Below are 12608 nucleotides of genomic sequence, written 5' to 3'. Positions count from 1 at the left end.
ATTGATGGTGTTGCCAACGTTATGTTTTTCGGAAAATCCACCTCTGCATTATCTATCGTACTTGATCCGAACCAATTAAAAAACAAAAACGTAACATCACAGCAGGTACTAACTGTTTTACAAGGAAAAGAAACTTCTACTCCAGCTGGGGCAATTACTGTTAATCAGGAAGAATACAACCTCCGCGTCATTGGGGACATAAAAAATGTAAATGACATTAAAAACATCACTGTGGCACCCCAAGTGAAATTGCAAGACATTGCTCAAATTGAAATTAAACAACACTACGATACAATTTCACATATAAACGGAGAAGAAGGCACAGGATTAATCATCATGAAAGAACCGAGTAAAAATGCAGTTGCCATTGGAAAAGAGATTGATAAAAAAGTTAAAGAGATAGGTAAGGAATATAAAGATCAATTTTCTATTAAACTTTTGGCTTCAACCCATGAACAAGTTGAAAATGCTGTTACTAGCATGGGAAAAGAAGTAATACTTGGAGCAATCGCTGCAACTCTAATTATCTTAATCTTTTTACGTAACTTCCGAACAACACTCATCGCTGTTGTCAGTATTCCATTATCTATTTTATTAACACTCTTTTTACTACATCAATCTAACATTACGCTTAACATTTTAACCCTCGGTGGTTTAGCTGTTGCGATTGGACGTCTCGTCGATGATAGTATCGTTGTCATCGAGAATATTTTCCGCCGTTTACAAAAAGATTCTTTCTCTAAAGATATCATTCTCGATGCAACGAAAGAAGTCGCAGTCGCAATTACTTCTTCTACTTTAACAACGGTCGCTGTTTTTTTACCTATCGGCCTCGTATCAGGAGCAATCGGAAAATTAATGTTACCTATGGTATTAGCAGTTGTATATTCTATACTATCATCCTTAATCGTTGCACTAACAGTTGTTCCACTTATGGCTTTTTTACTACTCAAAAAAACAAAGCATCGAAAGCCAAGTTCTTCATCACGATATGTCGCTACATTAAAGTGGGCTCTTTCTCATAAATTCATTATTCTACTTACTTCATTTTTATTATTTGCAGGATCAATTGCGGCCTATATATTACTACCGAAAGCAAACATAAAATCTGAAGACGACACAATGTTATCTATTAACATGACATTTCCAGCCGATTATAATGCTGAATCTCAAAAACAAAAAGCATTTGATTTTGAAAAGAAATTACTTTCTAATTCGGATATAACAGACGTTATTTTACGAATGGGATCTAGCGCAGAAGATGCACAATGGGGGCAAACAACTAAAAATAACCTCGCTAGTATATTCGTAGTCTTTAAAAAAGGTTCTGATATTAATCAATATATTAAAGAGTTAAAAAAGGAAAATAAAACTTTTGAGCCTGCTGAACTTGATTATATAAAAACAAGTTATTCAAGCTCTGGCGGCGGCAATAACTTACAATTTAACGTAACAGCTACTAACGAAGCGGATTTAAAAGAGGCGGCTACTATCGTTGAAACAAAACTAAAAAGCATGGATGATCTTTCTAAAGTAAAAACAAATTTAGAAGACTCTAAGAAAGAATGGCAAATTCATATTGATCAAACAAAGGCTGAACAACTAGGTTTAACACCAGAAATAGCTGCGCAACAAGTAGCATTCCTTATGAAGAAATCACCTATTGGCGAAATTACAATTAATAATGAAAAAACTACTATTATGATAGAACACAAAAAAGAAAACATTAATAAACAAGAAGATATTTTAAATACAAACATACTATCACCTATTAATGGCCCAATACCTTTAAAAGACATCGCAACTATTTCAGAAAAACAAACGCAAACAGAAATTTTCCATAAAGACGGAAAAGAAACAATCCAAATTACAGCCGAAGCTTCAAATGAAGATTTGAGTAAAGTAAACACAGCAGTAAATAAAGCGATAACTGACTTAGATTTACCTAGTGGTGCAAAAGTAAATATCGCAGGAGCTACTGAATCTATGCAAGAGAATTTTACAGATTTATTCAAAATTATGGGGATTGCAATAGGGATTGTATATTTAATTATGGTTATCACCTTCGGGCAAGCACGTGCTCCTTTTGCAATCCTATTCTCTTTACCGTTAGCTGCTGTCGGCGGTATTTTAGGATTAATCATTTCAGGAACACCTGTTGATGTAAATTCCTTAATCGGCGCATTAATGTTAATCGGGATTGTTGTTACAAACGCTATTGTATTAATAGAAAGAGTCCAACAAAATCGGGAACACGGAATGGAAACAAGAGAAGCCTTACTTGAAGCAGGTTCTACTAGACTACGCCCAATTATTATGACAGCTATTACAACAATCGTTGCTATGCTCCCACTTCTATTTGGCCAATCCCAAGCAGGGAGTATGGTATCAAAAAGTTTAGCCGTCGTTGTCATCGGTGGTTTGGCAGTCTCAACTCTTCTTACATTAGTAGTTGTTCCAGTTATGTATGAACTATTAGATAAAATCGGGAGAAAAAGACGCTCCCGTAGAAAAATAAGCACTTCTACAGAAACACCTGATATTTAAAAGAAAAGGGTTATCTTCACGAATGAAGATAACCCTTTTTCTCTACCTACTCATATAATCCATCATTTTTTCCGCATACCGTTCTAGAGATTCACTAGAATCCACAATCTAAATTACATCTGTTCGTCTATATAATTAATCACAAATTCAACAATCGTTACGCCCTTTCCTTCTATAATTAAAATACAAAAGAACCCCCTATTTATAAGTAGAGAGTTCTTCTTTATAATTTATGCCGCTTTTACCTTTTTCGTCGTTTTACTTTTTCTTTTCGTTCCTGTAAAGCGCTTGTGTAATATAGATGCTACTAAGCGTGAAATAACATTGAATAGTAATACCATAATAATTAATACAGCTGCAGATTTTGTCGCAATTAACTTCGCATCCGGGATAATTCCTTCAGAATTTAACTTCCAAATGTGAACCGCTAACGTTTCAGCTGGTCTAAATGGATTTAAAGGATGAGCAGGACTTGAGAAGTCCGCTGCTGAATTTAAAATCGGAGATGTTAAACCCGCTGTATAAATTAATGCCGCTGCTTCACCAAATATACGACCCGCAGCTAAAATAACACCTGTAATGATTTGTGGTAATGACGACGGAATAATAATACGAGTGATCGTTTGCCACTTCGTTGCACCTAGCCCAAGACTTGCCTCTTTCACATTAGAAGGAACTTCTGAAATCGCATTTTCACAAACACGCGTTAAGCCCGGTAAGTTTAAAATAGTTAAAGCAAGGGCACCACCCATTACTGTATATCCCCAACCAGTCATTGTAACAAACACTAACAAACCGAATAAACCAACAACAATAGAAGGTAAAGATGCCATTGTCTCGATACATAAACGAACAAAGTTTAAAAAACGTCCTTGCTTTGCATACTCTGCTAAATATATTCCAGCACCTAATCCAAGAGGAATAGATATAATAAGCGTTATAACAAGCATATAGAAGGAATTGAATAACTGCGGACCAATCCCACCACCAGCTCTTGTATTGCTTGGTTCTCCAAACAAGAAATTAGGATCCCAAAAACCCCATCCCTTTTGTAAAATCTCAAACACTAAGAACACTAGCAAAGCTACAACTAAAGCTGCAATCGTATAAAAGATACCTGTCCAAACTTTATTTACCGTTCTTGCATTCATTATTATCGCTCACCTCTTTGCCCAATCGCTCGAATTACTAAAATAAACAGGAATGAAATAACAAGTAAAATCATCGCTAAAGTCCATAGCGCATTGTTCCAAGCAGTTCCGTTTAATGTATTTGTCATGTCCATTGTTAAAATACCAGTTAACGTCGCTGTCGGACTGTATATTCCTTCTGGTAATTTAATCGTATTCCCGATTACCATTTGAACCGCTAGCGCTTCACCAAAAGCACGCGCTAAACCTAAAACAACACCTGTTAAAATCCCTTTCTTCGCAGCAGGAACAATTACTCGGCTAATCGCTTGCCATTTCGTTGATCCTAGACCATAAGAAGCTTCTAAATAATCAAATGGAACAGAACGTATTGCATCAGAAGCGATACTAGCAATAGTTGGCAAAATCATAATACTTAATACAACAATACCCGCAATTAAACTAAAGCCCACTCCCCCAAACGAATCACGTAATAGCGGCACTAAAATCGTAACCCCTAATAATCCGTATACAACCGAAGGAATACCAACTAATAATTCTAAAACAGGCTTCAATACTTTATTTCCAAACTTTGGCGAAATTAAATTCATGAATATAGCAAGAGCTATAGCAATTGGCGCACTAATAATGACCGCACCTAACGAAACCACCGTTGAACCTACAATGAAAATTAAAGCCCCGAAGGATCCTTGATCAGCATTTGGATTCCATTTTGTCGATGTTAACATCTCAGTAAATGAGATACCACTTTGTGTAAAAGATTGAATACCTTTACCACAAATAAACGCAATAATAGCTAATGTAATTAAAACAATAAAAATACCACAAAACGTAACAAGTGATCTTCCTATATATTCACTTTTTACGTAATTAATTTGTTTTTTCCCCTTCATCACAGGACAGACCCCACTTCATAAATTGAAATGAACAGGACTGGCCTTGCAGCCAGCCCCATAAATTTTATTACTTATTTAATTTAGACATTGGAATATAACCCATATCTTCTACTTGCTTTTCAAAATCTTTACCTTTTACATAGTCAATGTAAGCTTTTGTTGCTTCTTTTGCCTCACCTTTTGTTACCATGTACTCGTAAGACCAAAATGGATATTTACCAGACGCAATGTTTTCAACTTTCGGTTCAGCACCATCAATTTTTACTGTTTGTAGCGCACCTTTTTTCTCGCCGACCATGTAAGACATCGCTAAATAACTTACTGAACCTGGAGTAGAGTTAATTGCTTGTTCTACTGCACCGTTAGAATCTTGTGTAGTACCAGTTCCATCATTGATTTTCGCGTCTTTCATAATTGTTTTTTCAAATGTAGCACGTGTACCAGAAGAAGCTGGACGATTAATCACGTTGATTTTTTCATCTTTCCCGCCTACTTCTTTCCAGTTTGTTACTTTTCCAGTGAAGATATCTTGTACTTGTTGTACTGTTAAGTTATCAACTTTTACATCTTTATTTACGACAAGTGCGAATGCAATACCCGCTACCTTGTTATCTACTAATTCTTTCGCCTTATTAGCATCTTTTATTTTATCTGCAGATGGAACATCTGAGTTACCAATTTGGACTGCACCAGAAGCTACTTGGTTAATTCCAGTTCCACTACCGCCACCTTGCACTTGAATAGAAACGTTTGAATTTTTCTCCATAAATTTCTTTCCGGCTTCCTCTGCAAGAGGTTGAAGTGCTGTAGAGCCTGCAGCTGCTATCGTACCTGACAATTCTTGTTTTGCATTATCGTTTCCTTTAGCATCTTTACCTGATGTCTCTTCTGCTTTTCCACATCCCACTAATGAACCCGCTACCACTAAAGCTGCTAAAGAAAATTTAATACCCTTTTTCATAACCATGTCTTGTACCCCCATTTGGATTATCACTTTTCACATTTGTCTACTTCTTTCGAACACAAATTCATTGTAGGACAATAATATTATGTAAGTGTTAAGCAATTTTTAATTTTAAGTAAATGACGATAATAATCCTTAAAAACTAGGAATCCCAACATTTATAGTTAAAGAACCCAACAAAATCCACACCATTTAAGCTGTAATGTAAATTTATTCTTAACAATGTAAATCCAATGTAAATGTTTTTCTCTCTTTTTCCCTTTTAATTAAAGTTACATTTACAATTACGCTGTATTTTGTAACTTTTACATGCCTAATTGATGCACATAAAAAAGAATTTCAGTAATATTTTTTAGTACAACTAAATAAATTGGAACAATTCTAAAATTAAATGAATATTTTTAAAGTACCAATTGACAGCATCATCCAATGTAGTCTACTATATTACTAACAAAAAGTTTACCTAAGGAAACTTTTTAAACTCAAACTAAAAATATAGAGATGAGGTAACTTTTATGGTATCGGCTAATATAAAACCACTTTCCGAATTTAAAATAGGAGAGTTTGTACAAATTGAGAAGATACAATTAGAAGGAACTATGAAACGACGCTTATTAGATTTGGGATTTATCCCAGGGGCGACGATTAAAGTATTGCAACGCAGTCCACTTGGAGATCCGGTCGCTTATCAAGTGAGCAACACAACTATTGCACTGCGTAAAGAAGAAAGCTCCCTTATTTTCGGGGTATTAATAGGAGATGATTTCAGATGAGCAAACATCGTATCGCTTTAGCTGGTAACCCGAATACAGGGAAAAGTACATTGTTTAATACTTTAACAGGCTTAAAACAACATACTGGAAACTGGACGGGAAAAACTGTTTTAAAAGCTGAAGGAGAATATGAACATAACGGAAGTAATTATACATTAATAGATTTACCGGGAACTTACTCACTATACTCAAATTCCGCAGACGAAGAAGTAGCGAGGGATTATATTATATTTGAAAAACCAGAAGTAACTGTAGTTGTTATAGACGCAACTGCTATGGAAAGAAATTTAAATTTAGCACTCCAGGTGATGGAGATGACAAATAATGTAGTCATTTGCATTAACTTAATTGATGAAGCCGAGAAAAAAGGGATTGTTATCGATGAAAAGAAATTAGCAAAATCACTTGGTGTACCTGTCGTTAAAATTTCAGCACGTAACCGAGTAGGTATTGGTCATTTGCTAAATGTTATTGCAAGAGTAGCAAATAAAAAACTAATTCCAACACCAATTAAAATTACTTACAGCGAAAAAATCGAAAATATGATTCAGAAATTAGAACCACAAATTTATAAAGTGTTCGGTGATACGTATCCAGCACGTTGGATTGCGTTACGTATATTAGATGGAGATAAAAATTTCTTAACTACACTTCAAAAACACCATAATGAACCACTTGTAAGGGAGGTCGTAATTAATGGAATCTCACTCAGCCAGTAAAGCTCTTCCATTAGACTATATTATTCAACATGCACAAACACTTTCAAAAGAAGATATACGAGATGATATAGTCGGAGATATTTACCGAACATCTGCAAGCATATGTAAAGAATCTGTCCAATATACAAATACTGATAAATTATATCGTTCCGAAAAACTAGATAAAATTTTCACATCTCCAATCTGGGGATTCCCAATTATGCTCGGTATTTTATCTATTATTTTTTATCTTACAATTGCAGGCGCTAACGTACCATCTGATATGATTGCCGAATTCTTCGGATGGGCCGAAGGATATTTAACATCTTGGTTCCAAGCAGCGCATGCACCTGAATGGTTACATGGCATTTTAATACTTGGTTTGTTCCGTGGTATCGGTGCTGTTATTAGCGTTATGTTACCACCTATGGCAATCTTTTTCCCTATGTTCGCGCTATTAGAAAACTACGGATACTTACCACGTGTCGCGTTTAATATGGACCGCTTATTCAAACGATCCGGCGCACACGGGAAACAATCTTTAACAATGGCAATGGGATTTGGTTGTAATGCAGCAGCCATTATGTCAACACGTATCATTGAATCACCACGTGAACGTATGCTAGCAATTTTAACGAACAACTTCGTTCCTTGTAACGGTCGCTGGCCTATGTTAATTTTAATGGCTTCACTATTTATGGCTGCTGGTTATACAGGCAGTATGCAAACATTGGTTACTGCTGGTGTTGTAGTTGGAATGGTTGTAATTGGTGTTATTATGACATTAACCGTTTCTTGGGTACTATCAAAAACAGCCTTAAAAGGGGTTCCAACTCACTACACACTTGAGTTACCTCCGTACCGCAAGCCAAAAGTTTGGAATACAATTGTTCGCGCAACACTCGATAAATCAATCTATGTTTTAAAACGAGCTATAGTTGTTGCTGCCCCTGCGGCTGCATTAACTTGGTTACTTGCTAACATTTTTATCGGTGACACAAGCTTACTTATGTATTTTGTAAACTTCCTAGATCCATTTGCTAAAATGTTAGGACTTGACGGGTTTATTCTAGCTGCATTCATTCTTGGACTACCCGCTAATGAAATTGTAATCCCAATTTTATTAATGTCTTACTTATCAACTGGGGCTTTAACTGAAATAGATGATTTTAATCAAATTAAAAATCTATTCCTAGAAAATGGTTGGACTTGGTTAACAGCGTTAAACACAATGTTGTTCTCACTTCTTCATTTCCCGTGCGGAACAACACTTGTTAATATATACAAAGAAACAAAAAGTGCAAAATGGACATTCTTATCGTTTGCAATCCCTACCGTTATCGCCATTGTTGTTACATTCCTCTCTACACAATTGGTACATTGGTTAGGGCTTGTATAAAGCAAAGCATACATAGAAGGTATCCCCCTTCACATATGCTTTGCACGAAAGAAACCTGAAATTATTCAGGTTTCTTTTTTTGCACATCAGTATTCCACGGCTGTGCTCCATACGTTGTGAGTTTTTTATGAATAAAATATATAGTTCCTGGAAGAACTGCCATTAATATCGTGCAACTAATTCCTAATCCAGTAAACAACTTTCATCACCTTATTTCACTCTTTTCGGTAAAGCTGAACCTGAATGTTCAATTGTTGGATGAACATGAACAGTAATTTCAGCATTACTAAAGTAATTTTCGCCTTGATCCCAATTCTTACTTACCTTTTTCCACTCTTTATAATTATGTCGCTTATACACTTCCCCTAACTCTAGTACATCTACCTTATATTTTTTTTGAACAAGTTTAATTGATTTTTGAATACGCTTCTCCATTTCTTCCGATATATCCTTCTCTAAACGCTTTTCATTCAAAACCTTTTTATGATCACTAAAATGCAACTCAGCCAATGTGCCTTCCAGAGATAAATGAATATCAAACTTTGGTTTTGTAGCATTCGTTGTGGATACTTTAATTTTTCGACGTAACTTATGAATTTCATATGTAATAAGTTGATTCTTTTTACGGATGGTAAAAAAACCTCCAATTTTTTTACCTATTATATAATTCATCCCTACTGTTTCTTCCCCACTCAAATTGCCTACACACTTATTATCCTTTCCACGAAACAATGCTGCACCGTTCATTTGTACCCCTTGTTTTGTTAGTTCAAGAATAGGTAATACAAAACTTCGGTTAGAGATCATCTTTTCCTGTACCTCACCAATTCTTGCAGCCTCAATCATTTGGGCATTTTTCGGAGGGTGTTCAGCTAACATATCAATATACTGCGCCGGTAAATTTTCAGGCTTGGCACTTTGTTTTAAAATAGCTTCGGCATTTTTATTAGAAACGAACAAACGAATATTTCTTCTCATCTCATGATCGCGAATATATACATCTAACGTATTTTGTAAAATGTATGGATGTGAAAGTAATTCTTCAGAGAAAATAATCACCTGTATATGAGGGAAAAATAACGTACGACTAATTTTTTTAGCGATTATTCTTATTTGTTCAAATACACTATCTGCTTTTGCACTAACATTAATATAATTTTCGCTATCCCCACCCCCTTGTCCACCCTGTTGAGACAATTTACTGGGGAGTACCATCTGATAGGTCCCTTTCATAATTGGATTCGCTTTCTTTTCCTTCACGATATCGTAAGCCGCTCCTACTACAAATCCTCTTTCTTCTATCTCTTCTAACTCAGAACACCCACTCATAAATCCAGTTAAAGCCATAACCATTATAATTTTAAGAAGGTGTTTCATTTCCACCATTCCTTCTTTTTATTTTATATACAATTAAAACGAGCAAAGGTGCTAACACAACACACCCCATATCTATCCAAGCTAAATAAGTCCCATAACTTGATAAAGCATTCAAACTACTAGGTATCATATTCGCCATAAAAATAATTGGGGCACTTACGAAAATAAAAATATGTTTCTTCACTTTCGGAAACATAGCACAAAACAATAAAGATGCAACGTCATAATACATTGCTGTCGTGTTATAAATAGTAATAATCCAAGTCGTAAAAAAAATCGCATCAAACCTTTCTAAAAATCCTCCACCAATTTCAATTTCTTTCCCTAATTCAATTGTTGGATATGTCAATCCACGTGTTGTCATATAAGTAAAAACACTAATACAAGTTACATAAATTAAAATGTATGACAGCACGTTTACCATCACCGCTTTCGCAACTGCCATTGGCGCTTTTTTCGCTGTCTTATCATTCAGCAAAACCGCATAAAATAACGCTACTTCAAATCCAATAAACGTAAAAATAGAATTTTTAACTCCAACAGCATATTGACTTACTTTCGTTTGAAAAGCTGGTAGTAAATTATTTATTTCCATTAAATTTATATTCAATAAAGAAAGAAGTACTATCGCAATTAAAACAATAGGCAAGAATAAAACATTTAACCTTAATAAGGCTGCTCTTGATCCTGCTATTCCATAAATAACAACTAATAAGAAGAAAAAAGACAGTAGTTGTATTGGTGTATCACTAAATAAATACGTTTGAGAAATAACTGAAATCATTCGCGATTCATACGCTGTCAAAGCAGCAAACGTTAATACTAAAATGCTACTAATTGTGTATGCAACAGGCTTCGTCAAATGCGCACTCGTATATTGAACAAAATTTTGTTTCGGAAATAAGATAGCCACTCTCGTCACAAACCAGCCTAAAACTGCACAGATCAATCCACCCAAAAGCAAAATAATCCAACCGTCCGAAAATAAAGTTTGGTTAGCAATATCTCTTGGCATAGACAATGCCCCTATACCAATAATGGTCGATGATACCGCAAACCCAATTTCCCGAGATCCAATCTCTTCATCGCCATACTCAAATGGTTTCAATTATTTTCGCTCCTTTGGACGTATTGTAGAATCTTTTGTTTGTAAGTACTCCGGTCTATCTTTCAACATCGCTTTTGGTATGCGAATAAATTCTTCTTTCCAATCTTTATAAAATGCAGGAGCAATTGGAGTTGTATACGGTATACCAACACTTGTTAAATTTGTAATATGAACAGCAAGTGCAATCAGAGCTAGAATGATCCCATACAACCCAAAAGCAGTTGCAGCTAATACAAAGACGAAAAGTAAAATCCGGAACGTAATCGTAATACTATATACAGGAAGCGAGAACGTAGCAATCGCAGTAACTGCAATAATAATAACTAAAAACGGATTTACAATCCCTGCATTTACCGCAGCTTCTCCAATTACAAGACCTCCTACAATCCCTATCGTTTGTCCCATTGGTTTGGGCAATCGGATTCCAGCTTCTCGTATTAATTCCATAGTCAAGGCCATCATTAACGTTTCAATATATGCTGGGAACGGAACACCTTCCCTCGCACCTGCAATTGAATAAGCCAGTTTAGAAGGAATAAGTCCTTGATGATAAGATACAAGTGCTACATACATAGCTGGTAACAAAACCGCAATTATGCCTGAACCCATACGTAAAAATCTTAATAACGTTCCAATCACCCAGCGCTCGTAATGATCTTCTACAGATTGAAAAATATCAACAAACACAAGTGGTGCAATAAGAGCAAACGGGGATCCGTCTACTAAAATGGCCGCCTTCCCTTTCGCTAATGAGGCTATAATATTATCAGGCCTCTCTGTATTCAAAAACTGTGGAAATGGGGATAAATTATTATCCTGAATTAATTGTTCAATCGTACCTGTTTCCAAAACGACATCTGTCACTATTGATTGAAGACGGCGATCTAACTCTTTTACAATGTGAGGATTAATAATATCATCTATATATACTAGGGTTACTTCTTTCTGCGATCGCTTCCCCATAATATAAGATTGGAACCTCAACTTGGGATCGCGTAAGCTGCGTCGGATTAACATTTTATTCACATTAATATCTTCATTTAATCCGACTCTCGGTCCACGTATTAAATCTTCTGTCACTGGTGGTTCTAAACTTCGCTTCTCCCAAGCCCTACTATTAATAATGATAGCGGTTTGAATATTATCAATTAATATAACTGTATCTCCCGCTAAAATCGCATTTATAATATCCGGAAATGTTGTCTTCTTACCCACTTCCGCAATAGAAATAAAACGATCCAATAACGTCTGAACGACAGCCGCTTCATTTTGCACTTCTTCATATTGAAGAGTACGAACTACATATTTATAAACATTATCCTTGTCTGTTAACCCACATAAAAATACAACCGCACAACGTGTAAAACTCCCAGCAAGAGCAACTTCTCTAATTGTTAAATCATTAGGTGAACCTAACTCATCCCTAATTTCTTTCATAACTTCAAATAAGTTACCTTCAAGCTCTAACAATTTCCCCACCTAACTTCCTTTTCAACAAGTTTTTAGTTAGATTCCGCTAATTGAAGAAAATATATACAAAAAAGAGCTATCTCTTTTCAAAGATAGCTCTAATAAAGTAAAACTTTAATCAACCCTCACCAATCGGGCTTTTACAGGCAGCAGGGCCCCCACCTAACTTCTTTGCTTCCGCTGAATTTTGAGGTGGGGGTCTTACTGCTTGTTAATGCGGGATAA

11 protein-coding genes (1 of these 11 running past the window's edge) are annotated in these 12608 nt (G+C 35.5%); 4 read left to right on the top strand and 7 right to left on the bottom strand.

Annotation, left to right across the window (positions count from 1 at the left end):
• A protein-coding gene (locus NST27_RS03590; RefSeq protein ID WP_061662102.1) for an efflux RND transporter permease subunit crosses the window boundary here: on the top strand, positions 1–2547 show its 3' portion. Its footprint begins 498 nt before the window's first position; the window shows 2547 of its 3045 coding nt (coding positions 499–3045); the start codon falls outside the window, past its left edge; it ends in the stop codon at positions 2545–2547.
• A gap of 230 nt (positions 2548–2777) precedes the next feature.
• On the opposite strand, the gene pstA is transcribed toward NST27_RS03590, so the two are convergent.
• From pstA to NST27_RS03575, 3 genes are all read right to left on the bottom strand, one after another.
• On the bottom strand, positions 2778–3698 hold the full coding sequence (gene pstA / locus NST27_RS03585; RefSeq protein ID WP_000994155.1) for a phosphate ABC transporter permease PstA: 921 nt from the start codon (positions 3696–3698) through the stop codon (positions 2778–2780).
• 2 nt (positions 3699–3700) lie between these two features.
• Positions 3701–4591 (bottom strand): phosphate ABC transporter permease subunit PstC, encoded by an 891-nt coding sequence (gene pstC / locus NST27_RS03580; protein WP_000676676.1) that lies wholly within the window; start codon positions 4589–4591, stop codon positions 3701–3703.
• A gap of 70 nt (positions 4592–4661) precedes the next feature.
• Complete coding sequence (locus NST27_RS03575) at positions 4662–5561, bottom strand: phosphate ABC transporter substrate-binding protein PstS (RefSeq protein ID WP_000245116.1); 900 nt, start codon at positions 5559–5561, stop codon at positions 4662–4664.
• Positions 5562–6073: 512 nt separating this feature from the next.
• Here NST27_RS03575 and NST27_RS03570 point away from each other — a divergent pair.
• Genes NST27_RS03570 through NST27_RS03560 form a run of 3 tightly spaced genes read left to right on the top strand, consistent with a single transcriptional unit; the run spans position 6074 to position 8428 of the window.
• Complete coding sequence (locus NST27_RS03570; RefSeq protein ID WP_000252982.1) at positions 6074–6331, top strand: FeoA family protein; 258 nt, start codon at positions 6074–6076, stop codon at positions 6329–6331.
• Positions 6328–7050, top strand: coding sequence for a FeoB small GTPase domain-containing protein (locus NST27_RS03565; RefSeq protein WP_000033870.1), 723 nt, complete (start codon positions 6328–6330; stop codon positions 7048–7050). The genes NST27_RS03570 and NST27_RS03565 overlap by 4 nt, the downstream gene beginning before the upstream one ends.
• Positions 7028–8428 (top strand): nucleoside recognition domain-containing protein, encoded by a 1401-nt coding sequence (locus NST27_RS03560; RefSeq protein ID WP_000443602.1) that lies wholly within the window; start codon positions 7028–7030, stop codon positions 8426–8428. The genes NST27_RS03565 and NST27_RS03560 overlap by 23 nt, the downstream gene beginning before the upstream one ends.
• Positions 8429–8489: 61 nt before the next feature.
• Here NST27_RS03560 and NST27_RS03555 read toward each other — a convergent pair whose 3' ends face one another.
• The 4 genes from NST27_RS03555 to gerLA are packed head-to-tail and all read right to left on the bottom strand — an operon-like array spanning position 8490 to position 12392.
• The gene (locus NST27_RS03555) at positions 8490–8627 is read right to left on the bottom strand and encodes a hypothetical protein (protein ID WP_000493997.1); all 138 of its coding nucleotides are present in this window, start codon (positions 8625–8627) and stop codon (positions 8490–8492) included.
• Between the two features lie 11 nt (positions 8628–8638).
• The gene (gerLC, locus tag NST27_RS03550; RefSeq protein WP_000681631.1) at positions 8639–9805 is read right to left on the bottom strand and encodes a spore germination protein GerLC; all 1167 of its coding nucleotides are present in this window, start codon (positions 9803–9805) and stop codon (positions 8639–8641) included.
• Positions 9789–10913 carry a spore germination protein GerLB gene (gene gerLB, locus NST27_RS03545; RefSeq protein WP_000802004.1) on the bottom strand — a complete coding sequence of 375 codons (1125 nt, stop codon included), beginning with the start codon at positions 10911–10913 and terminating at the stop codon, positions 9789–9791. Before gerLB ends, gerLC begins: the two co-directional genes overlap by 17 nt.
• On the bottom strand, positions 10914–12392 hold the full coding sequence (gene gerLA, locus NST27_RS03540) for a spore germination protein GerLA (protein ID WP_001985972.1): 1479 nt from the start codon (positions 12390–12392) through the stop codon (positions 10914–10916).
• Between the last annotated feature and the right edge of the window lie 216 nt (positions 12393–12608).

It is taken from the genome of Bacillus sp. FSL W8-0770 (assembly GCF_038008705.1).
Taxonomy (GTDB): Bacteria; Bacillota; Bacilli; order Bacillales; family Bacillaceae_G; genus Bacillus_A; species Bacillus_A cereus.
Note: the sequence above shows the minus strand (reverse complement) of the source record. Positions and strands in the feature narration are given on the sequence as shown.

Excerpts from the sequence above, each read along its gene's own strand:
- NST27_RS03570 (WP_000252982.1), top strand. The coding sequence starts at position 6,074 with ATGGTATCGGCTAATATAAAACCACTTTCCGAATTTAAAATAGGAGAG.
- NST27_RS03575 (WP_000245116.1), bottom strand. The coding sequence starts at position 5,561 with ATGGTTATGAAAAAGGGTATTAAATTTTCTTTAGCAGCTTTAGTGGTA.
- pstC (WP_000676676.1), bottom strand. The coding sequence starts at position 4,591 with ATGAAGGGGAAAAAACAAATTAATTACGTAAAAAGTGAATATATAGGA.
- pstA (WP_000994155.1), bottom strand. The coding sequence starts at position 3,698 with ATGAATGCAAGAACGGTAAATAAAGTTTGGACAGGTATCTTTTATACG.
- gerLC (WP_000681631.1), bottom strand. The coding sequence starts at position 9,805 with ATGAAACACCTTCTTAAAATTATAATGGTTATGGCTTTAACTGGATTT.
- NST27_RS03560 (WP_000443602.1), top strand. The coding sequence starts at position 7,028 with ATGGAATCTCACTCAGCCAGTAAAGCTCTTCCATTAGACTATATTATT.
- NST27_RS03565 (WP_000033870.1), top strand. The coding sequence starts at position 6,328 with ATGAGCAAACATCGTATCGCTTTAGCTGGTAACCCGAATACAGGGAAA.